The organism is Brevibacterium sp. LAARM3_SD1, from assembly GCF_057364765.1.
On record NZ_JBNFOL010000023.1, the window covers coordinates 15,869 to 38,702 of the forward strand.

17 protein-coding genes and 2 pseudogenes are annotated in these 22,834 nt (G+C 64.7%); 16 read left to right on the top strand and 3 right to left on the bottom strand.

Annotated features, from left to right (window positions below; translation table 11 throughout):
* Positions 1-99: 99 nt before the first annotated feature.
* Entirely contained in the window at positions 100-2,097 is a 1,998-nt protein-coding gene (locus AC2W7L_RS12865; protein ID WP_486004780.1) for a phospholipid carrier-dependent glycosyltransferase, read from the bottom strand.
* Positions 2,098-2,385: 288 nt separating this feature from the next.
* Between AC2W7L_RS12865 and AC2W7L_RS12870 the strand changes: the two genes are divergently transcribed.
* The 10 genes from AC2W7L_RS12870 to groL all read left to right on the top strand — a co-directional run bounded on the left by AC2W7L_RS12870 (position 2,386) and on the right by groL (position 13,493).
* Positions 2,386-3,096 (top strand): DUF4190 domain-containing protein, encoded by a 711-nt coding sequence (locus tag AC2W7L_RS12870; RefSeq protein ID WP_486004781.1) that lies wholly within the window; start codon positions 2,386-2,388, stop codon positions 3,094-3,096.
* 223 nt (positions 3,097-3,319) lie between these two features.
* On the top strand, positions 3,320-3,799 hold the full coding sequence (locus AC2W7L_RS12875) for a DUF4190 domain-containing protein (protein WP_486004782.1): 480 nt from the start codon (positions 3,320-3,322) through the stop codon (positions 3,797-3,799).
* Positions 3,800-3,955: 156 nt separating this feature from the next.
* The gene (locus tag AC2W7L_RS12880) at positions 3,956-4,387 is read left to right on the top strand and encodes a DUF4190 domain-containing protein (RefSeq protein WP_101554169.1); all 432 of its coding nucleotides are present in this window, start codon (positions 3,956-3,958) and stop codon (positions 4,385-4,387) included.
* Entirely contained in the window at positions 4,384-5,364 is a 981-nt protein-coding gene (rsmI, locus tag AC2W7L_RS12885; protein WP_486004783.1) for a 16S rRNA (cytidine(1402)-2'-O)-methyltransferase, read from the top strand. Before AC2W7L_RS12880 ends, rsmI begins: the two co-directional genes overlap by 4 nt.
* A 272-nt stretch (positions 5,365-5,636) precedes the next feature.
* Complete coding sequence (locus AC2W7L_RS12890; protein WP_486004784.1) at positions 5,637-6,737, top strand: hypothetical protein; 1,101 nt, start codon at positions 5,637-5,639, stop codon at positions 6,735-6,737.
* Between the two features lie 194 nt (positions 6,738-6,931).
* On the top strand, positions 6,932-8,647 hold the full coding sequence (metG, locus tag AC2W7L_RS12895; protein ID WP_486004785.1) for a methionine--tRNA ligase: 1,716 nt from the start codon (positions 6,932-6,934) through the stop codon (positions 8,645-8,647).
* Positions 8,647-9,618, top strand: a complete 972-nt coding sequence (locus AC2W7L_RS12900; RefSeq protein WP_486004786.1) for a TatD family hydrolase — start codon at positions 8,647-8,649, stop codon at positions 9,616-9,618. Before metG ends, AC2W7L_RS12900 begins: the two co-directional genes overlap by 1 nt.
* A 333-nt stretch (positions 9,619-9,951) precedes the next feature.
* Complete coding sequence (locus AC2W7L_RS12905; protein WP_486004787.1) at positions 9,952-11,181, top strand: ubiquitin-like domain-containing protein; 1,230 nt, start codon at positions 9,952-9,954, stop codon at positions 11,179-11,181.
* A 389-nt stretch (positions 11,182-11,570) separates the two neighbouring features.
* Positions 11,571-11,864 (top strand): co-chaperone GroES, encoded by a 294-nt coding sequence (gene groES, locus AC2W7L_RS12910; protein WP_039209993.1) that lies wholly within the window; start codon positions 11,571-11,573, stop codon positions 11,862-11,864.
* Positions 11,865-11,900: 36 nt separating this feature from the next.
* Positions 11,901-13,493, top strand: a complete 1,593-nt coding sequence (groL, locus tag AC2W7L_RS12915; RefSeq protein WP_167198433.1) for a chaperonin GroEL — start codon at positions 11,901-11,903, stop codon at positions 13,491-13,493.
* Between the two features lie 160 nt (positions 13,494-13,653).
* Here the strand turns inward: groL and AC2W7L_RS12920 are convergent, their stop codons facing one another.
* Complete coding sequence (locus AC2W7L_RS12920) at positions 13,654-14,079, bottom strand: SRPBCC family protein (RefSeq protein ID WP_486004788.1); 426 nt, start codon at positions 14,077-14,079, stop codon at positions 13,654-13,656.
* A 218-nt stretch (positions 14,080-14,297) separates the two neighbouring features.
* Here AC2W7L_RS12920 and AC2W7L_RS12925 point away from each other — a divergent pair, with 218 nt between their 5' ends.
* Together AC2W7L_RS12925 and AC2W7L_RS12930 are read left to right on the top strand one after the other, a co-directional pair.
* The gene (locus AC2W7L_RS12925; RefSeq protein ID WP_486004789.1) at positions 14,298-15,074 is read left to right on the top strand and encodes an ABC transporter ATP-binding protein; all 777 of its coding nucleotides are present in this window, start codon (positions 14,298-14,300) and stop codon (positions 15,072-15,074) included.
* Positions 15,071-16,492: an ABC transporter permease gene (locus AC2W7L_RS12930; protein ID WP_486004790.1), complete on the top strand. Its 1,422-nt coding sequence runs from the start codon at positions 15,071-15,073 to the stop codon at positions 16,490-16,492. The genes AC2W7L_RS12925 and AC2W7L_RS12930 overlap by 4 nt, the downstream gene beginning before the upstream one ends.
* Positions 16,493-16,606: 114 nt before the next feature.
* Here the strand turns inward: AC2W7L_RS12930 and AC2W7L_RS12935 are convergent, their stop codons facing one another.
* Complete coding sequence (locus AC2W7L_RS12935) at positions 16,607-17,059, bottom strand: hypothetical protein (RefSeq protein WP_486004791.1); 453 nt, start codon at positions 17,057-17,059, stop codon at positions 16,607-16,609.
* Between the two features lie 155 nt (positions 17,060-17,214).
* Between AC2W7L_RS12935 and AC2W7L_RS12940 the strand changes: the two genes are divergently transcribed.
* From AC2W7L_RS12940 to AC2W7L_RS12955, 4 genes and pseudogenes are all read left to right on the top strand, one after another.
* A complete protein-coding gene (locus AC2W7L_RS12940; RefSeq protein WP_486004792.1) occupies positions 17,215-18,303 on the top strand; it encodes a pseudouridine synthase in 1,089 nt (362 codons plus the stop codon).
* A gap of 9 nt (positions 18,304-18,312) precedes the next feature.
* Positions 18,313-18,975 (top strand): GntR family transcriptional regulator, encoded by a 663-nt coding sequence (locus AC2W7L_RS12945; RefSeq protein WP_025776861.1) that lies wholly within the window; start codon positions 18,313-18,315, stop codon positions 18,973-18,975.
* A 178-nt stretch (positions 18,976-19,153) separates the two neighbouring features.
* Positions 19,154-20,679: pseudogene (gene guaB / locus AC2W7L_RS12950) on the top strand (IMP dehydrogenase).
* Positions 20,680-21,691: 1,012 nt separating this feature from the next.
* Positions 21,692-22,576: pseudogene (locus tag AC2W7L_RS12955) on the top strand (pyridoxal phosphate-dependent decarboxylase family protein); the annotation flags it as partial.
* Positions 22,577-22,834 lie beyond the last annotated feature (258 nt).

Below are 22,834 nucleotides of genomic sequence, written 5' to 3' on the forward strand. Positions count from 1 at the left end.
ACAGGTCGAACAGAACTCAATGAGGTGCAGCTCGAAGCTGTCAGCGGCGTGGTTCGGCGACGCCAGTGCGGCGCGCAAGTACACGCCAACGTCAGCCGATCAGCGCCAGGTGATGTTCCACATGCGGTTGTTCCAGGCCGAGAACGGGATGACTTCGCCGGTGTAGATGGGCCAGAAGTAGGCGAAGGCGAGGATGGCTGCGACGAGGACGAGGCCGACGCTCAGCCGCCTGGCGAACAGCGCCGCCGAGATCCGGGCGAAACGCTGCTTCTTCACCGGCCCAGCCGCCATTCGCTCAGCGGCCGAAGCTGACGGCACCGACGGCGAACCGACCTGGTGCGCGGCCGCTTGCCCGGTGACAGCCGCCCGCCCACCCGCAGGCACCCGTCCCCAGACGAGGGTCAGGCAGTACGTCACTGCGAGCACCACGAACGGCACCATGACGATCGTGTAGAAAGTGAATATCGTCCGCTCCTGGTAGGCGAACCATGGCAGCCAGGTCGCGGCGAGGCCAGCGAGGATGACAGCAGGGCGGACGTCTCGGCGGATGATCCACACGACGAGGCAGACGAGCACCGCCAAGGCGGCCAAGCCCCAGATCACAGGATTGCCCACCGAGGTGATCGCCGAGGAGCACTTCGCGGCCATGCACCCCATATCGCCCTTCTCGTAGGACTCGTAGTAGAACGACGTCGGCCGCCACTGCACGATCCAACCCCACGGGTTCGACATGTACGGATGCTCCGAGTCCAGTCCGACGTGGAACGAATACGCCGTGTAGTGGTAGTGCGCCAGCGACGGCAGCCAGTCCAGCCACTCCGGCAGTGCACGCCACCAGCCGAAATTCTCAGCCGCCCACTGCCGGTCCCACGCACCGTCCGACCGGATCCACCCGGTCCAGCACACCAGATAGGTCACGACCGCGATCGGCACGAGTTTGAAGAACGACGGGATGCTGTCGCGGATGAACATGCCCAGCCACGGATGCACGACCCCGGCCCGATACCGCGAATGCACATCCCACAGGACGAGCAGAATCCCGAACGCCGCCAATGCATACAGACCTGACCACTTCACTCCCGCAGCCAGACCGAGGCTGATCCCTGCCGCGAAGATCCACGAACGCACGCCGAGGCGGGGCCCGAAGTTGATCACGTCCCTGGACTGGGTGTGACGCCGACGTCGGGCTGCCGCGGTGGGCGGGGTCGCCTCGGTGACCGTGACCGTTGAGGAAATCGACTCGCTGAGTTCGGTCGGGAAGGTTCGGGGGACCTCATTGGGGTCGGAAGGGGTGGCAACGGTCGTCTCGGCGTGGGTCGACGTGGGCGTCGGCGCCGCCTCGGTGAGGTTCGATGTGGGGGCTGGTGCCGCCTCGGTGGGAGTGGATGGGGGCGAGGGATTCGTCGTCGATCGGGTCCAGGTGGCCAAGCGTTTCGTCACCTGCTCGCGGTCGAGGAGGATGAAGAAGAAGGCGAGGAGGACGAAGGCCATGAGCACGATGTCGAGCAGGCTCGTGCGGGAATGGACGAAGTGCTCGCCGTCGATGGCGAGGAGGCCGGCGGCGACGCAGGCGAAGAACGCCGAGCGGAAGAGCTTCCAGGCGATGACGCCGAGGAGGAAGATCGTCAGGGTGCCGATGATTGCCACGGTGAAGCGCCAGCCGAACGAATCGTCGGCGCCGAAGAGGTCGATGCCCCACCCGATGAGCCATTTGCCCAGGGGTGGATGGACGACGTATTCGGGGGTGGGCTCGATGACGCTGGGGTCGCCGGCGTTGAAGGAGTCGTCGGCGTTCTCGGGCCAGGAGCGTTCGTACCCGAAGTTGATGACCGAGTAGCCGTCCTTGACGTAGTAGGTCTCGTCGAAGATCAGGCGATGCGGGAAGTCGAGGCGGAAGAGGCGCAGGGTCGCGCCGATTCCGGTGATGACGAGCAGCGTGGGCCACATCCACAGCGGTGCGCGGGTGGCCCACATGCCGGCGTGGAAGGTTTCGCGGCGCATCGCAGCGGCGCCGGCACGCACTTTTTCGCGTTTCCTCGCCAGGCGCTCGCGGGCGATGCGCCTGGTGGGGGCCAGGGAGTCTGCGGTGTGTGTCATCGGAGTCCAGTTTAGAGATCTCGGCGGGCGGGGCTCTCATGCGACCCGCAGGGAAGACAGCGGTTGTTGAGGGGCTGGGCGGTCGGAGAGGTGGGGAACGGGGGAGTGCTGGGTGGGTTTGCTGCGGCCGGCGGGGATGTGCGGGGTGCGCTGACAGCAGGCGGGGCGGTCGGCTGGGCCGGCTCGGCATGAGGTTCGGCACCTTGAGCAGGATTCTTGGGCATTCGCCTGCGTGCATCACTAGAGTAGTGGGAGACAGCCGGAGTCCGAGCGAAAATGGTGCACAACGTGTCGAACAACCCCAACTATCGCCCGAGCGATCCTCCCCAGGTCGGCTCGCAGCAGTTCAACAACAACTATGGATCCCAGCCGCAGCCCGGACAGGGACAGCCGGGCCAGTACGGTTCCGGCGCAGGTCAGTATCAGTATGGGTCTGGTGCAGGGCAGTACGGTTCCGGTGCAGGTCAGTATGGGTCTGGTGCCGGGCAGTACTCGCAGGGGCAGCCGTACGGTCAGCAGGATTCGTATGGACAGTCCGGCGCCTACGGCCAGCAGAACGCCTACAGTCAGCCCGGCGCGTACAGCCAGCCGAACGCCTACGATGCCTACAGTCAGCCGGGTGCGTACAGTCAGCCGATGACCTACGGCGCGCAGCCGGTCTTCGTCCGTCCCGCACCCAACAAGATGGCCGTGTGGTCGATGTGGATGGGCATCGCCGGAATCGGCGGAGGATTCGTCTGCGGCCTGCTGTCGATGGTTCCGATCATCGGCGTCATCTTCAGCATCATCGCGATGCTCCTGTGGATCGCACCGATTCTCGCCGTCATCTTCGGCCACATCGGCCTCAGCCAGATCAAGACCACCGGCGAAGAAGGCCGCGGACAGGCGATCGCCGGTCTCATCATCGGCTACGTGACCATTGCCCTGGGCCTGCTCATGGCGATCATCATGATCGGCATCATGGGCATCGGCTTCCTGGGCATGATGAGCAGCTACTGAGCCGCTCCGCGTGACCTCGGACGACTCCCGAGGTCACGCGGATATGGGACGGTCGGGCCGCCTCGGCGGGGGTGTTCTGCAACGCGTGGTGCAGGACTGCAACACGATTCGGCCACCGCGCTCGCCGCACGTGGGTAGCGTTGATCTCAGACATCGGGACAACCGTTGAAGACGGCCCGGAACAGACCTGACGAGCAACGACAGCCAGCGGAACGGAACGGACATGAACACTCGCGTACTGCCCCTCGGGAACACCTACACCGGATCGAACGGTTCGGTCCACGCCCCCGTCGCGGTTCACTCACCCGCGCCGGTTCACTCGCCCGCACCGGTCCATTCGCCCGCACCGGTCCACGCGCCTGCCTTGGTTCAGGCGCCGGTGACCTACGGAAATCGGGCTCCGGTCGTCGTCTACCAGCAGGGGGCGCCGACGAACTCCTCGTCGATCGTCGCGCTGGTGCTCGGCCTCATTTCGTTCATCTCCACGTTCTTCCTCCTCGGCATCGTCGGCATCATCTTCGGCCATATAGCCCGCTCGCAGATCAAAGCTCGCGGTGAACGCGGCAACGGAATGGCCGTCGCCGGGCTGTGGTTGAGCTACCTGAGCGTGCTCTTCTGGGTTGCGTTCTGGCTGATCTACTTCGGCGTCATCGCCCTCATGATCGGCGCGGCGATCACCGCCGGAGGAGGAACCGTCAGCTGATGCCGCATCCCTTCGGGGGAGCCCGCCCCGGCAAGGCAGAACCGGCATCCCATCCCACGGTCCGCATCCCCAACTGTGATTGACCTGTAACCGCCCCACCTTTTGCCGCCACCGACGACTCTGTACCGTTGAAGGCAACCACAAGGAGACTTCGCTATGAGCAGCCAGAACAACTGGAACAATCCGGACATGTACTACCAGCAGCCCCAGTCGAACGCGGGCAGCTCATACAGTGCCCAGTCGTACAGCCAGAACAACGCCTACGCGGCCAATGCGCAGTACGCCGGCGGTCCCGGTTATGTGTACCAGCAGCTTCCGCCGACGAACGTGCTGGCTATCGTCGGCATGTGCGCCTCGATCTTCGGTGTCATCTCGTCGGTCTTCATCGGCGGCATCGCTGGCATCATCATGGGCCACATCGCCCGCAAGCAGATCAAGGAACGCGGTGAGCGCGGCGACGGCATGGCGATCGCGGCTCTGTGGGTCGGCTACATCGGCACCATCCTCTGGATCCTCTTCTGGGTCTTCATGATCCTCCTCTACCTCGGGATGTTCGCGCTGATCTTCGCTGCTGAAGGGGCTTCGTGACCGAGGATTCCTCGATTCCGAATCCTGAGTTCACCTCGGACGAGGATCCCGCCGAAGCGGCCGACCACCGAGTTGACGGCGACCTCGCCGAGGCGGCCGACCACCGCACCGATGGCGATCTCGCCCCAGCGGGGCGGGGTCCGAAACTCACCGGCGGACGACTTATCCTGGTCGGGACTCCGATCGGCAACCTCGGCGATGCGAGCCCGCGGATGCGGGAGGCCATCGAGACCGCCGATGTCATCGCCGCCGAGGACACACGCCGGTTCCTGTCCCTGGCGCAGCGGCTCGACCTCACGCATACGAAGCGGGTCATCAGCGTCTTCGACCATAATGAGGGCCACCGAGCGCCCGAGCTTGTCGACATCATCGCTGCTGGTGAGACAGTTGTTCTGCTCTCCGACGCGGGGATGCCCGCAGTTTCCGATCCCGGCTACCGCGTGGTCAAGGCCTGCGGCGAGGCGGGACTGCCGATCACCTCGACGCCGGGTCCGTCTGCGGTGCTCATGGCCCTTGCGGTCTCGGGGCTGCCGAGCGATCGGTTCAGCTTCGAAGGGTTCCTGCCCCGCAAGTCCGGGCAGCGCAAGACCCTGCTGACCGAGCTCAAGGCTGAGAAGCGGACGATGGTCTTCTTCGAAAGCCCGCACCGCATCGCCGACGCGATGGACGACTTTGCCGAGATCATCGGCATCGACCGTCCCATGGCCATCAGCCGCGAGTTGACGAAGACCTTTGAGGAGACACTGCGCGGAAACGTCGGATCCCTGCGCGACCAAGCCGCCGACGGTCTGCGCGGGGAACTGACCCTGGTGCTCGCCGGCGCCACGGAGGTCGAAACGGCTCCGGAGGACCACCTCGGTGAGGTCAGCGCGCTGGTCGACTCCGGTGTGCGCGCCAAGGATGCCGCCGGTCAGGTGGCGAAGAAGTTCGGCCTGTCGAAGCGCGACGTCTACGAGGCCTGGCTTCACCGCGAGTGAGAGGTAGGCCCTCGCCGGCCGCGACTGGTACGCCTCCCGCTGTGGATGGCTACGGCACACTCGAAGTCAGAAAGCACGGTTTCAAACAGGTGCTTTCCGACTCAAACGGGGCCGTCAGCAGCTAGGGCCTGGGTTCGGCTTGACTTGAGGCGAAGACCCGGGCGCCAGTACATCGTCACGACCCAGACGCAGTGGCATGCAGGGTCTCCGCAGACTCGTCCTCCTCCCGGCTGTGGATGGTCAGGCCGTATCCACAGCCTTCGAATCAGGTCTTGTCGCTGTTGACCGCGTTTCGACATGGTGGCGAAATGAAGAGCAATATTGTCTTCTTCCAGGACCTGCGCAATGTCGGACTCTCAACAACGGAGATCCGGGGAGCCTTGGATTGCTGTCTGAAGCGATTGTCTCGAGGCGTGTATTCGGTGATCCGAAGGTGCGACGTCCGAGCACACAGGCGGTTCTCCGCCTTCGCAACGGACGTGCCCTGGCTCGAGCAGCATGAAGCGGGCCTGAGCAGCGAACCTGCTTATGCACGCAGGTATGAAGAACATCTGAAACATCTGCGGATCGTCCACTATCCGCACTTTCGCCCGGACGACATCATCTGCGGAGTCTCCGCTGCACGCTTGCATAGGATCGGGATGTTCAATGAGCCGGATACATCAGTGTCGGTGTTCCATCCGGCAGCGAGTACGCGGACAAGCGAACTGGTGCGTCGACGCAGGTTGATCGCGGAAGAAGACATCTGCACTGTTGAGGGGCTGCGAGTGACAACGCCGGCTCGAACCGTGCTGGATCTTCGTAGCGAACTTGGTAACGCCGCCGGTTTTGCGGCGATGGAGCAGGTGCTTCGGCGACATATGCTTGGCGACGACGAGGACCGCATTTTCAAGCTCGGCTATCCGCCGCACCTGCTTGACGATGTACCCCAAGCACAGATCGACCTCTTTCTATCTCCGATCAGACGACTGGCCAAGGGAAAGATGATTGCGTCGAGACTAGCAAGACTCGCCTCACCGCTGTCCGAAAGCTATGCGGAAAGCCAAGCGGCGTTCAATCTGCACCTGCTCGGGTTGCACGACTTTGCCCAGCAGGTCGACATCATCGACCGAGGTCGACGGCTGACGAGACTCGATTTCCTTTTCCGGGAGGACAGAATTGCTCTCTATGTCGATGGGACGCAGAAGTACGTCGATGGAGGCTTCGACGTCATGAGCAAGGAGAGCCGACAGCACAATCGTGTGCTGGCTATGGGATACAAAGTCGTTCGTTTCAAATTCAGCGAAGTTCACTCGCCGAAGCTGTTCAGCGAGAAACTGTTTCACCAGGCGCCCGAGCTGCGAAGCCGTTGCAGCAACAGGCTGATTCTCTGACTCGTCCTCGCCGAAGTGTTTCATGGGGCCGGGAACGGTGACGGCACAGTTTGAGGCGCTTGGCACTTGTTCAAACAGGTGCTTCTTGACTCAAACCGTGCCACTAGCGAATCCTCACTCGCGGTCCCACCCACGTCCCAACCGCACCCGCCCATGCGCGGCTGTGCGGCGGCGTCCCTTAGACTGAGTTCCCTATGGGTTACTACTTGACGACAGCGATTGCCTACCCCAACGGGGCCATTCACATCGGGCATGCCTATGAGTACATTGCGGCCGACACGATCGCCCGGTTCAAGCGACTGGACAATCACGATGTCTTCTTCTGCACCGGCACGGACGAGCACGGGCTGAAGATGCTGCAGGCGGCGAACAAACTCGGCATCACCCCCAAACAGCTCGCTGACGACAACGCGAAGAACTTCCGCGACACTCAACTCGCCCTCGGCTCGACCTTCGACCGGTTCATCCGCACCACCGACGAAGACCACTACACCGCCTCGCAGGCCATCTGGCGCAAGCTCGAAGAAGCCGGCGATATCTACCTCGACACGTACTCGGGCTGGTACTCCGTGCGCGACGAGGCCTTCTACACCGATGACGAAACCGAGGTCGTCGACGGCGTCCGCCTGTCCAAGGAGACTCGTACCGAGGTGACCTGGACGGAAGAGGAGTCCTACTTCTTCCGCCTCTCGAAGTACCAGGACAAGCTGCTCGAGCTGTACAAGAACCATCCCGAGTTCATCGGCCCCGACTCCCGCCGCAACGAGATCGCCTCCTTCGTCGCCTCCGGGCTCAAGGACCTCTCGGTCTCCCGCACCACCTTCGACTGGGGTGTGCCGGTGCCCGGCAACGACAAGCACGTGATGTATGTGTGGATCGACGCCCTGACGAACTACATCACCGCCGCCGGATTCCCGGACGACGAGGAGAAGTTCGCGAAGTGGTGGCCCGCCGACGTCCACATCATCGGCAAGGACATCATCCGCTTCCACAGCGTCTACTGGCCCGCGTTCCTCATGAGCGCCGGCATCGAGCTGCCGGGGCGCGTCCATGCCCATGGCTTCCTCTTCAACTCCGGTGAGAAGATGTCGAAGTCCGTCGGCAACGTCGTCGACCCCCTCGACCTCGTCGACGCCTTCGGACTGGACACCCTGCGCTTCTTCCTCTTCCGCGAGTTCTCCTACGGCCACGACGGCTCGTACACGAAGGACTCGATCATCACCCGTAAGAACTCCGACCTCGCCAACGAGTACGGCAACCTCGCCCAGCGGTCGCTGTCGATGATCCAGAAGAACTGCGACGCCCAGGTTCCGCAGCCGGGCGAGCTCACCGAGGCGGACGAGAAGCTCCTCGCCCTCGCCCGTGCCGTACCCGACACCGCCCGTCGCCACGTCGACACCCAGGCCCTCCACCTCTATGTCGAGGCCTGCTGGAAGGTGCTTTCGGAGGCAAACCGCTACTTCTCCGCTCAGGAGCCGTGGAAGCTGAAGAAGACCGATCCGGTTCGCATGGCCACCGTGCTGTGGGTGACGATCGAGGTCGTGCGCATCATCTCCATCCTCATCCAGCCGGTCATGCCCGAATCCGCGGGCAAGATCCTCGACCTCCTCGGTGTGCCCGCGGGCGTCGGTGAGGCCGGTGCGAAGGTCCTGCCGACCGCCGTCGATTCCGGCTCCGGCGCCGAGGCGATGGGAGCCGTGTCCGCGAGTGCGTCCATCGGCGTCGCCGCCGGTGCCGCCTACGCTTCGGCCGCCCTGGCACCGAATGTCGCCGAGGCCGCTGCCGATGGAATCGCCGCCGCCGAGGCGGATCCCCGGTCGTTCGCGGCCGTCGAGTCCCCGCTCGAGCCGGGCACACCCCTGCCGAAGCCCGAACCCGTGTTCCCGAAGTTCGTGGAGGAGACCGAATAATGGCCTCGCGCGCCGCCGGAACCTATCCACCGGTGCCCGAACCGCTCGCTCACCCCATCGTCGACACCCACACCCACCTGGACATCTGCACGGGTGTTCGGCTGCCGCTGGGTGCCGGCGAACCCGAACCCGAGGTCACCCCGGATGAGGACGAAGAGTTCCCGTCGCTGGATTTCTTCCATGACACCGCCGCCGAGGCTGGGGTTCGTCGCATCGTCCAGATCGGCTGCGACCTTCCGGCAGCCCGGTGGACGACCGCGCTCGTGGCGTCGCAGTATTCAGGTTCTCCCGCGGAGGCGGCCGACCGCCGGACCGTGCCCACTCCTCCTGCCGAGGGCCGGACGTGGATGATCGGCGGAGCCGCCCTGCATCCGAACGAGGCACCGCGGCTGGCCGAACGTGGCCTGCTCGACGATGCGCTGACCGAGATCGAATCACTCGTGAGCTCGCACGATCGCATGCGCGTGGTGGGGGAGACCGGTCTCGACTACTTCCGCACGGCAGAGGAGGGCGTCGCCGAACAGCAGCGCTCCTTCCGGGCCCATATCGAGATCGCCAAGCGCACCGGACGTGCCTTGCAGATCCACGATCGGGAGGCACACGCCGATGTGCTGCGCATCCTCAAAGAGGAAGGCGCTCCCGAGGTCACGATCTTCCACTGCTACTCCGGTGATGAAGCGATGGCTCGCGAATGCGCTGCCGAGGGCTATTACATGTCCTTCGCCGGCAACCTCACGTTCAAGAACGCCGACGAGCTGCGTCGCGCCGCGGCGGCCGCTCCGCTGGAGCTGCTGCTGACGGAGACCGACGCGCCTTTCCTCACCCCGCATCCGCACCGCGGGAAGCCGGGAGGTCCCTACCTCACCGCGATCACGGCGCGGAAACTCGCCGAAGTGCGCGGGATGAGCGAAGAGGAGCTGTGCGCGGCAGTGTGGAACAACGCGGAGCGAGCCCTCGGCAGCTGGGACTGAGCCGGACCCGGGGGAAGCGGGAACTGGACCTCGGCGCGCGCGGGGTCGGGACTGGGACCCAACCCGCGGCAAGCGTGAACCGGCACCCGGCTGGATGTCGCACAGTCGCACCTGGGCCGGACTCCTCCCCGCGTTCTGTGAGCGGGATAACGCGACGTGGGGCCGCCTCGGCGAGGAAATATCACGATTGGGAACGCCCCGAAAACACGGGGAACTCCAGGTCAGACACGCCCTCAGGAAACTCACACCGTTACATTTCCGTGATATTTTGCGAACCTTGTAACGAATCGGTTACAGTGAACAGGTCGATAAACTCTGCTCAGGGATATTTTTGTGATTGATTTTCTGAAGAACCGCAAGGTTCAGATCGCTGCACAGGCGGTCGTGATCACCGGACTCGTCGGTGGCACGGGCGCAGTTGTGACCATGAACAAGCCTGTGACCTTGGAGGTCAACGGACAGGCGGAAGAGATCCGGACCTTCGGTGGAACGGTCGGGGACATCCTCGACAGCCACGAAATCGATGTCGATAAGCGCGACCAGGTCAAGCCCGGCGTGGGCACCAAGGTCGACCGTGACATGACGATCACCGTCAACACGGCGAAGAAGGTTGCGCTGTCCGTCGATGGCAAGGAAACGAACGAATGGACCAACGCGAACACCGTGGGTCAGGCTCTGGCCGACCTCGGTGTGGACGCGAAGGGTGCCGACCTCAACGCGAAGGCCAGCCAGCGCCTGAAGGACCAGGGCAATGACATCGAGGTGACCACCGCGAAGAACCTCACCGTCGTCGCCGACGGCAAGGACCACAAGGTCTCGGCCGCTGTGGGCACCGCGAAGGAAGCGCTCAAGGACACGGGGGTCAAACTCGACAAGGACGACTTCCTCTCCGTGCCGATGTCCGCTGAGGTCTCCGACGGCCAGGTTCTCACCGTCAACCGCGTGAAGAACGACACCGTCAAGGACAAGCAGCCCATCAAGGCTGAGGTCGAGACCAAGAAGTCCGACTCCCTCTATGAGGGCGAGACCAAGGTCGAGACCGAAGGCAAGGACGGCGAGAAGCAGGTCACCTACAAGGTCAAGACGATCAACGGCGAAGAGGTCAAGAAGGAGAAGAAGGACGAGAAGGTCCTCTCCGAACCCAAGACCAAGGTCGTCATCCAGGGCACCAAGAAGAAGGAAGAGCCGGCTGACACCGGCGGCTCCGACTCGGGCGACTCCGGCGATTCCGGTTCGGGCGACTCCGGTGACTCCGGCGGCGACTCGAGCACCGGCGGCGGCTCCGGCTCCGGAGGCGGCGACATGAGCACCGCAGAGATCAAGGCCATGCTCGGTGGACCCGGGTCGAAGTGGTACCAGATCGCCGAGTGCGAATCGAACTTCAACCCCCGTGCGGTGAACCAGTCGAACAACGCACACTTCGGTCTGTTCCAGTTCAAGCTCGCCACATGGGAGGCCATGGGCGGCAGCGGCAACCCGATCGATGCCAGCCCGCAGGAGCAGTTCGATCGCGCCAAGAAGCTGCAGGCCGAAGCCGGCTGGGGTCAGTGGGCCTGCGCCTGATCTGAGATCAGAGCCGCAGTCGCCGACTGGACGTCTGATAGGCCATGAGCTCTGGCCGCCATTGACAACAGATATCGACAACTGAGCTGAGGCGGTCAGCAAGGAGCGTGGGCCCCGAGGAGAGATCCTCGGGGCCCACGCTTTTTGATGCCTGTCGGGAGCGGGGCGGAAGCGCCAATCTGAACTTTCGCCCAGAGCATGACGAATTGCTGGCACTCAAGTTGACCGAGTGCTAAGAGCGTTCTAGAGTCGAATTAGCACTAGCACTCATTGAGTGCCAGTTTCATGAGACGGTCGAACCGCTCGGCACCCGCGACGACGAGAGGTTCATGGCAGCAGCCGCCGTCTGACTCGATGAAATAGAACCCAGCGAAGGGAGAGGGCCCGATATGTCGGTCTCCATCAAGCCACTCGAAGATCGGATTGTCATCCGTCAGGTCGAAGCAGAACAGACTACCGCCAGTGGTCTGGTCATTCCCGAAACCGCCAAGGAAAAGCCTCAGGAAGGCGAAGTTGTCGCAGTGGGCCCGGGCCGCGTTGCTGACAACGGAAACCGCGTGCCGGTCGACGTCGCCGTCGGCGACAAGGTCATCTACTCCAAGTACGGAGGCACCGAGGTCAAGTACGCAGGCGAAGAGTTCCTCGTGCTCTCGGCTCGCGACGTGCTCGCAGTCATCGGCTGAATCCCCTGAACAACAACTTCACTGACAGGAGGACGAATGCCTAAATCATTGGAATTCAACGACGAAGCCCGTCGTGCACTCGAAAAGGGCGTCAACACCCTGGCCGACACCGTCAAGGTGACTCTGGGACCCAAGGGCCGCAACGTCGTGCTCGACAAGAAGTGGGGCGCTCCCACGATCACGAACGATGGTGTGACCATCGCCCGTGAGGTCGAGGTCGACGATCCGTACGAGAACCTCGGCGCACAGCTGGCCAAGGAAGTCGCCACCAAGACCAACGACATCGCCGGTGACGGAACCACCACCGCAACCGTTCTCGCTCAGGCCTTCGTCAACGAAGGACTGCGCAACGTTGCCGCAGGTGCCGCACCCGGTCAGCTCAAGCGCGGCATCGAGACCGCCGTCGAGGCCGTCTCGCAGCAGCTGGGCACCATCGCCCGCGATGTCGCCGACTCCTCGGAGATCGCACACGTCGCCGGTCTGTCGGCTCAGTCACCTGAGATCGGCAAGCTCATCGCCGATGCCTTCGACAAGGTCGGCAAGGACGGCGTCATCACGATCGACGAGTCGCAGGCCGCGTCCGTCGAGCTCGAGATCACCGAAGGAATGCAGTTCGACAAGGGGTACCTTTCGCCGCACTTCGTGACCGACGCCGATCGCCAGGAGGCTGTGCTCTCCGACGCGCTCATCCTCATCAACCAGGGCAAGATCTCCAACATCCAGGAGCTCCTGCCCGTCCTCGAGAAGGTGCAGCAGGCCGGCAAGCCGTTGTTCATCATCGCCGAGGACATCGAGGGCGAAGCACTGTCGACGCTGGTCGTCAACAAGCTGCGCGGAATCATCAACGTCGCCGCCGTCAAGGCTCCCGGCTTCGGTGACCGCCGCAAGGCCATCCTCGAGGACCTCGCTGTCCTCACCGGTGGCCAGGTCGTCACCCCGGACATGGGCATGAAGCTCGACCAGGTCACCCTGGAAGAGCTCGGCAACGCCCGCACCATCACCGTCACCAAGGACAACACCACGATCATCGATGGTGCAGGTTCAGACGATGCTGTTGCCGGTCGCGTCGCACAGATCCGCGCCGAGGTCGAGAACACCGATTCTGACTGGGACCGCGAGAAGCTGCAGGAGCGCTTGGCCAAGCTCTCCGGCGGAGTCGCCGTCATCAAGGTCGGCGCCGCCACCGAGGTGGAGCTCAAGGAGCGCAAGCACCGCGTCGAAGACGCCGTGTCCGCTACTCGTGCTGCCATCGAAGAGGGCGTCGTCGCCGGTGGTGGATCGGCTCTGATCCACGCTGCGAAGGTCCTCGACGGCAACGACCTCGGCCTCACCGGTGACGCACTCACCGGCGCCGAGATCGTCAAGCGCGGAGTCGTCCAGCCGCTGCGCTGGATCGCCGCCAACGCCGGCCAGGACGGCTACGTCGTCATCGCCAAGGTCCAGGACCTCGAGTCCGGCCAGGGCTACAACGCCGCCAGCGACGAATACGGCGACCTCATCGGCGCCGGAATCATCGACCCCGTCAAGGTCACCCGTTCGGCACTGCGCAACGCCGCATCCATCGCCGCCCTGGTTCTCACCACCGAGACCCTGGTCGTCGAGAAGAAGGAAGAGGAGGACGAGGCCTGAGCCACTCGCTCGGACTGAGTCACCTCTGACCGCGACAGTGGCCCGGAACATCACGTTCCGGGCCACCGTCGTATTCACAGTCGTATTCACCCTCACCGAGGCGGCGCCACCTGTCCGCGAGCGCACAGAAAAAGTTGAGCAGCCCATGTTTGAAACAGTGCTATTCGTCTGAGACTGTGCCGGAGCCGTGAGCGTTCTCGAGACGGGTCCGCAGGCGGGCGAGGTCGGCACGGACCATGTCCGCGTCGCGGTCGAACTCGGCATCATCGACACCGGGCAGACGGAACAGAGTGAAGACAACCTCGGCGCTGGTGTCGTTGGCGAGCACCCGCAGGGGATTGTGCACGATGGTGCCGTCGGGGAAGACCACGTCGTGATCGAGGATGCCGAGGTCAGTGTGCGAGCCGAAGCGGACCTCGACCTCGCCCATCGGTGAGTCCGTGATCCAGCGGCCGGCCTCTTCGCGGATTCCATTGCTCAGTCCCGCGGCCCACGCCGGAAGATTCGCAGGATCGCCGGCGAAGGCGGCCACCTCGGCGGGGGAGGCGTCGATGGACGTTGAGAGATGGAGCGCTGGATTCGTCATCTCCCAAGTGGACCACAACGTGGCGCACGCGGCCAGGGCGCGCGGCCGGTGCGGTCCCAGGCGTCGCCGATGGGCGGCGCATACAGCTGGCTGCGCGCGGGCAGAGAACCTGGCTCACACAGCTGGCTCACACCTACTGGTCAGTCGCTTATCATGTTTCTGAGGCTTGATCCTCGTTAGTCTGGAAAGGACAGCTTGCACCGACGCATGAGGAATCTATGACCACCGGCCCAACGACGCCCATCGCCAGACTTCGCGACGTTTCGAAGGTCTTCGATCCGAAAGGGGCAGCGGTCACGGCTCTCAGCGGAGTCAGCCTCGATATCGCACCGGCCAAGCTGACCGCGGTGATGGGACCCTCGGGCTCGGGGAAATCAACACTCATGCACGTCCTCGCCGGACTCGACCGGCCTACCTCCGGCACGGTCCACCTCGGCGACGAGGAGATCACGAAGCTGCGCGACGACGATCTCACCGCCCTGCGCCGTCGCCGGATCGGATTCGTCTTCCAGGCGTTCAACCTCGTGCCGACGCTCACCGTCAAAGAGAACATCCGGCTGCCCTTCGAGCTCGACGACCGTCGACCCAACGCCGACGAACGCGCGTGGATCTCCACGGTCGTCCACCGCCTCGGGTTGGAAGACCGGCTCAAACACCGACCCAATGAACTCTCCGGCGGCCAACAGCAGCGCACCGCCATCGCCCGGGCGCTCGCGACCCGCCCCGACGTCCTCTTCGCCGACGAGCCGACCGGCAACCTCGATGCGAAGTCCGGTCGCGAAGTCATGGCGATCATGTCGGAAGCTGTCCGCGATTTCGGCCAATCGATCGTGCTCGTCACCCACGACCCGATCGTCGCCGCCCACGCCGACCGCGTCGTCTTCATCGCCGACGGCACCCCGGTGACGGAGCTGAGCGAATCCATCAGCGCCGAGGCGATCGCCGCGACCATGCTCGACATCGACGAGCGCGCCGAGACTGCGGTGAGCCGATGAACCCGCTGCGCGAAATCAGAACCAACCCGCGGCAGTTCTTCCCCAGCGTCCTCGTCGTCTTCATCGCCGCCCTCTTCGGCACCGCGATCATGCAGGGCGTCGCGATTCTCACGGCATGGCTGTCGTCGGAGAAGATGATCGCCGAATCCGAGACAGCACAGAACTTCCTCTCGATGGTCGGAATCACCTTCTTCCTCATCGCCCTCTTCGTCTCCGCGATGGTCATCGCGAACACGTTCTCGATCATCGTCGCCGGCCGCAGCCGCCAACTGGCTCTGCTGCGCCTCATCGGGGCGTCGTCGAAACGGCTGCGCAGGGCCGCCTCGGTGGAGGGGCTGATCATCTCCGTCCCCGCCGCGGTGCTCGCCTTCGCAGCGTCGACCGGGCTGGCGAAAGCGGCCCAGAATTACCTGGGCAACGCCATCACCGAGGAGGTCGCTCTCCTCACCCCGACCATGGCCGTTCCCGCGCTCGCCACCATCATCGTGACCTGGCTGTCGGCGTACTTGGGCGCGCGCCGCATCACCGGGATCTCTCCGATCGAGGCGACCTCGCAGGCGGTCGAAAGCCGCCCCGAGGATGCCCGTGCCTCACTCGGGGGACTCACCGCCTCGCTGATTCTGCTGTCCATGGGCCTGACGTTCCTCGTCAATTCCGTGATCGGAGCCGCCGACCATCGGATCAGCCTGATGAGCGTGGTGCTCACTGCGTTCGGGTCGAGTCTGACGTTCCTCGGTGTCGTCATCGGTCATCCGTGGATCCTGCCTCCGGTGCAGGCGGCGATCGGCTGGCTGGTCGGACGCACCGCGGTGTCCCGGCTGGCCGCATCGACGATCGCCCGCCATCCCACCCGGAACGCGCGCACGGTCATCGGGCTCGTCATCGGCATCACGCTCATCGTCATGTTCGCCACCGCCATGACCACCTTCCGCGATCAGCTGCTGCGGTATGCGCGCTCCCTCGGCGAAGAGGGGTGGGGCGGTCTCGAGGACGCGCTGGCCACCGTCATCGACAAGTCGATGCTGTTCGCCTTCGCCCTCATCCTCTTCTCCGTGATCATCGCCGTCATCGGCGTCGCGAACACGCTCATGCTCTCCGTGCGGCAGCGCACTCAGGAGATCGGCCTGCTCATGGCACTGGGCCAAACCCCGAAGCGCGTGCGGCGGATGATCACGGCCGAAGGCCTGCAGCTGAGCCTGACCGCGTGCCTGGTTGCCGTGCCGCTGGGTATCGGCTTCGGCTGGGTCGGCGCGCTTACCCTGCTCTCGCCCCTGCTCGGACTCTTCGCGCCGAGCGTGCCCTGGGTAGTCGTCATCGCCGTCGTCGCAGGCACCCTCGTCGCCGTGTTCGTTGCCAGCCGCGAACCTGCCCGAGCGGCGACGTCGATCAGTCCCGTCCAGGCCCTCGAAGCCGTGTGAGGTGCGGGACCGGGGTCGGCGCGGCGAATAGCACAGTTTGAGTTGAATAGCCCATGTTTGAAACTGGGCTGCCCACCTCAGACTGGGCTTCAGTCGCGAGCGGTGCCGGGAGCCTCAGCCGCGGCGGTGGGCGGAGACGCAGCGGCGGCGGTCGACGCGCATGACCCGGCTGCGGTTGCGCAGGTGCCGCTGTACGCAGTCCGGCGGGCCGTCGAAGTCCGGTCGGGGAGTGCGGGTGACGACAGCGGGTTTCTGCTCGAGGGCGAGTGAGTCGGCTTCCCACTCCGGAGTGCGGCGCGCGCCGAATTCGGACGTTTCGATGAACGCCCGGAACTCCTCGACCAGCCGCTCCTGCATGTCATAGAGGCTCTCATCATTTCCGGGGAAATCGAGGAGGACTTCAATGGCCTCCCCGGCGACGACGATCCGCGCGATCAGCCGACGCTCATCGTCGGTATCGCGAAGCATCGCGATGCTGTCCCACTCGTAGTTGGCGAACATGCCGAGAACAATCGGCGTGACGACCTTCTCGCAGAGCACATCCTGCGTAAGTTCGATGCGGTCCATGTGTCCCACCATAGGTCCTCATCCGCCGGGATTCCGAAGGCGTCTCGGAGTTTTGCGGAATCCTCCGCGGATCTGAGGTATCCGGCAGACTTCGTGCGGTTCCGCGCCAGTGCATTCGCGACCGCGACGAAGGCGGCACCGCATAGACTGGGCCCATGCCCCGCAGTCCGCTTCCGCCTCGAGAGGGAATCTCGGCGACCGCGCTGCGCGCCCCCGGTGGCAAGGCCACTCACGCCAAGAATCACCTGCCCGTTCCCGACTCCATCGGGGAATGGCTCGAATCCGAATTCCCCGAGGCGGCCCCCGAATCCCGACGGGCGCTGCTGACCGATGGGGACCTCCGCGACGAGGCGGGGCACCCGGTGACCTGGGACGATCCGGTCATCCCGGGCGGGTTCTACTTCTTCCACCGTCCTGTCCCGCCCGAAGAACGAATCCCCTTCGAAGTCGGCATCGTGTTCGAGGATGAGGACCTGCTCGTCGTCGACAAACCCCACTTCCTGGCCAGCACCCCGAACGGACGCTTCGTCCGCGAATGCGTCGTCACCCGTCTGCGCGTCGACCTCGACCAGCCCGACCTCGTCGCCATCCATCGCCTCGACCGGATCACCGCCGGACTGCTCGTCCTGTCGAAACGGCCCGAGACACGCGGCCGCTACCAGCGCCTGTTCCAAGACCGCAGGGTCCACAAAACGTACCGCGCCCTGGCCCCGGCACCACCTGCAGACATGGAGTTTCCGCTCGTCCGTGAATCACGCCTGGTGAAGCCCGTCGGAGGACGCCAAGTCCTCGAAGTCGCGGGGGAGTCGAACGCGATCAGCCGGATCCGCCTGGTGCGCGCCGTCCCGTCAATCTCTGGACCCAGCCCCACCGCGACTGAACTGGACATCGCCGTCGGTGCGCCGTCTCGGCGAGAGGATGCCGACGTCGAACCTCGTGATCGAACAAGGGGCGAGGACGAAGCGCCGCCTCGGCGGGGGGTTGCCGAGTACGAGCTCGAGCCGGTCACCGGCAAGACCCACCAGCTGCGGGTGCACATGAACGCGCTCGGGCTGCCCATCCTCGGTGATCCGGTCTATCCGGTCGACCTCGCCCCGGACCCCTACGACTTCTCATCGCCGCTGCAGCTGTTGGCCGCGGAGATCGCATTCGACGATCCGCTGACCGGAGTGAGCCGACGATTCGAGAGCGGACTCGGCCTCGATCCTGCTGCGGTCAGCTCCGATCCGGGCGAAACCCGGTAGCCTGGTGTTATGAGTCCACACGCCCCCGGATGCACATCAGAGGCCATCGTCGCCCTTGTCCGCACCCGCATCACCGACGGTGAGTACCCGGCAGGAAGCCCGGTCCGCGATGGTGCCTTGGCCAAGGAGTTCAACGTTTCGCGCAACACCGCCCGCGAATCGCTGAGCCTGCTGCGCCACGCCGGGCTGCTCACTCAGGAACCCAACCGGGGCTTCTTCGTCTCCACCTTCGGCATCGACGAACTCAAGGACCTCTACCGCGCCCGCCGGGTCTTCGAAATCCGCGCCGTCCAGGAATCGCAGGACGCCACCGACGAGGCGATGGCCGCCGTCGAAGCCTCCGTGGTCCGGGCCGAGACCGCACCGAAGAACGAAACCTGGGCGGATGCCCAGGAGCACTCGGCGTCGTTCCACCGGGCGATCGTCGGGCTGCTGGGCTCACCGCTGCTCGATGAGTTCTACCTCAACCTCATGGCTCGGCTGTCGACGACGTTCTCGCGCTCGCCCGAACCCGGCAAATACCACTCGCACTGGGCGAATCCGCATCGGGACATCCTCGAGAAGATGAAATCCGGGGATCGGCAGGGGGCCGAAGGACTGCTGCGCATCCACCTCGACGATTCCGAAGCCTCGACGCTCGACCTCGCACGGTCCGTGGGGGAGGGGCGCTAGGGGGCCGGCGTTCGGACACTTTGCCGTTCACGCGACTCAACGCCCTGCTCTAGCGCGATTCCCACAGCATTTCCTGTGTAGCCAGTCTCACAGTGCCCGGTGCTTGAACCCATAGCGGTCGAGACTCTGGCTCCGATAGCATTGAGCCACCGTATCTTCGCGTCGAAAGGCTGTCTTCATGGGAAACCCTGAGCAGGAATCACAGGCCGCAAACGATCCGTTCTCGCTGACGGGACTCACGTATGACGATGTCCTCCTCCTGCCAGGCGACACCGATGTCATCCCTTCCGAAGCCTCCACGGCCTCCCGGCTGACCAAGGAGATCGAGCTCAACATCCCGCTCGTCTCCGCGGCTATGGACACCGTGACCGAATCCCGGATGGCGATCGCCATGGCCCGCATCGGCGGTCTGGGCATCATCCACCGCAACCTCTCTGCCGAGGATCAGGCGAACCAGGTCGACTACGTCAAGCGCTCCGAATCGGGCATGATCAACGACCCCTTGACGATCACTGCCGACAAGACGCTCGAAGAGCTCGACGAGATCTGCGGCAAGTACCGCATCTCCGGACTGCCCGTCGTCGATGAGAACAACGTGCTCGTGGGCATCGTGACCAACCGCGACCTGCGCTTCGTCACCCGCAGCGAATTTCCCACTCGCACCGTCGCCGAGACGATGACGAAGATGCCACTGGTCACCGCGCCCGTTGGGGTGGCCGCCGAGAAGGCCTTCGAACTGCTCGCCGAACATAAGGTCGAGAAGCTGCCCCTGGTCGACGACAACAACGTCATCCAGGGCCTCATCACCGTCAAGGACTTCGTCAAGACCGAGGAATATCCGCTGGCCACCAAGGACGACGAAGGCCGCCTGCGCGTCGGTGCCGCCGTCGGTTTCTACGGTGACGCCTACGAGCGCGCGGGAATGCTCGCCGAGGCGGGAGCCGACGTCCTCGTCGTCGACACCGCCAACGGCCACGCCCGCGGAGTCACCGACATGATCAAGAAGATCAAGTCCGACCCGGCGTTCTCCGCCGTGCAGATCATCGGCGGAAACGTCGCCACGAAGGAAGGCGCGCAGGCGCTCGTCGAGGCCGGAGTCGACGCCGTCAAGGTCGGCGTGGGACCCGGATCGATCTGCACCACCCGTGTCGTCGCCGGTGTCGGCGTCCCGCAGGTCACGGCCGTCCACCTCGCCGCTCAGGCGCCCGAGCCGCCGGAGTTCCGGTCATCGCCGATGGCGGACTCCAGTACTCCGGTGACATCGGCAAGGCCCTGGTCGCCGGTGCCGACACCGTCATGCTCGGCTCCCTGCTGGCCGGCTGCAACGAGTCGCCGGGCGAACTCATCTTCGTCAACGGCAAACAGTACAAGGCCTACCGCGGCATGGGCTCGCTGGGCGCCATGGCTCCGCGCAAGGGCAAGTCGTATTCGAAGGACCGCTACTTCCAGGCCGATATCGCCACCGATACCGACCTCATCCCCGAGGGTATCGAAGGCCGAGTCGCCTACCGCGGTCACCTCAAGCAGGTCGCCCACCAGCTCACCGGAGGTCTGCGCCAGACGATGTTCTACGTCGGCGCGCGCACCGTCGACGAGCTCAAGGCCAAGGGCAAGTTCGTCCGTCTGACCACGGCAGGACTGAAAGAAAGCCACCCGCACGATATCCAGATGACCGTCGAGGCCCCGAACTACGTCGTGAAGTGACGTAGGCGGGCACATCTGACGGAGATGCCTCTGGTCGATGAGAAGCCGCAGTTTCCGTATTTTCGCGGAGGCTGCGGCTTCTTGCTTATGTGGATGCCGACGGCGCGGGGCGAATTCCTGGCCTTTCAACGGGCGGCTGTGACTCTGCAGCGCCCGAGCAGATTGTTGGGTCGATCCACGGTGGTCTGCGGGCTGAAACCACCGTGGATCGACCCATCAATTCGCGGTTACCGGGGTCCGTGCTGTCTCACGATGCTGGATGACACACCCTGTTGTGACGAAGACCACGCGCTCGTTTTCCGGCCGATGCACCCGTAGTGTGAACGGGCTCCTTGCCTGATGAGTGCTGGGGAGAGGCGGCATCGGCCCCGATGAGAGGTCTACTTCCGTAGTCAGCGAACCCGACTGATATCTCTTCGGAAACAGAGAAAGTTAGGGTAGGTTTCCCTAATGCGAGCCGCGCTTCGCGGTGCGCATCATCGAAGGAGGAAACCTCACAGTGACGACTTCTCTGCTCTACGACACCGAAGCGACACCCACCTCAGCACCCCTTCAGACCCCCGAAATCCCCCACGCGAACTCCGAGTCCAGCGCCCCGATCGCGGCGCCGGAGGTCGTCAACCCCACCCTTGCCGAGGTCCGGAACCCGACCGGTACCGATGCGCTCCTCGGCGCCCACAGCGCAGACGAATACACATCGCTCATGCACAACGTCGTCGACGCACTCGGCGAACGATTCCGCACCACTGAGCGCGCCGCCTCGGCGAAGGACCGCTCCGGACTGCAGGCTGCCGTCGATGCTGTCGACCTCGACACCGCCGGAGTCGGCAACGCCGAAGCCCTGCGCGAAGTCGACGCCCTCTACGCCGACAACGCCGTGTGGTTCCACCACCCCAGCTACGTCGCCCACCTCAACTGCCCCGTCGCCGTGCCCGCCGTCGCCGCCGAAGCGATGCTCGCGGCCATCAACACTTCGGTCGACACCTACGACCAATCCGAGGTCGCCACCCTCATGGAACGCCGCCTCATCGACTGGACCTGCGGCCACCTCGGCTTCGCCGGCGGCGACGGAATCTTCACCTCCGGAGGCACGCAGTCGAACCTCCAAGCGCTGTTCCTCGCCCGCGAAAACGTGCTTGCCGGACTGGCCGATCACGCCGACGAATCCGAACGTGGCGGGTCCGTTGACGCAGAACCTCGCCGAGGCGGCCCCGACCTGGGTGAGCCCACCCGCCGTGACCAGCTGTCCCGGCTGCGGATCCTCGCGACCGATCAGGCTCACTTCTCCGTGTCCCGTGCGGCCTTCCTCCTCGGCCTCGACGCCGAGGCGGTCGTGACCGTCCCGACCGACCGGACCGGGCGCATGGACGCCGAGGCGCTGAACGCGAGCCTGCTCGCCATCGACGCGAACGACCAGATCCCCATGGCCGTCGTCGCCACCGCCGGAACCACCGACCTCGGAGTCATCGACCCGCTCGAGACCATCGCCGAGGTCTGCTCATCGGCGAACGTGTGGCTGCATGTCGACGCTGCATACGGCGGCGGACTGCTCTGGGCCCCACAACGAGCCCACCTGCTCGACGGGATCTCCGGGGCCACCTCGGTGACCATCGACTTCCACAAGACGTTCTTCCAGCCGGTGTCCTCCTCGGCCCTGCTGATCAGGGACGCGAGCCTGTTCGCACCGACGATCCACCACCACGACTACCTCAACCCCGAAGCCGAAGCACAGGGCGCCGACGCCGAACCGAACCAGGTCGACAAGTCCCTGCAGACCACCCGACGCTTCGACGCGCTCAAACTCTGGACGACGCTGCGCGCCCGCGGCGCATCCGAGATCGGGTCGATGCTCGACACGGTCTGCGACCTCGCGGCCGACGTCCGGGCGCTGCTCGAGGATCAGGCTGACTTCGAGGTGCTCGGTGCCTCGGACCTGTCCACGGTGCTCTTCCGATTCACCCCGGTGGCCGCGGACCAGGTCACCTGCGACGAACTCGTGCCGCTCATCCGCCGCGTCCTCTTCCGCTCCGGCCGGCCGCCATCGCCCGCACCGTCATCGACGACCGGCCATGGCTCAAACTCACCCTGCTCAACCCCGACACCAGCATCGACGACATCACTGCCGTGCTCGACCTCGTCCGCGCCACCGGCCACG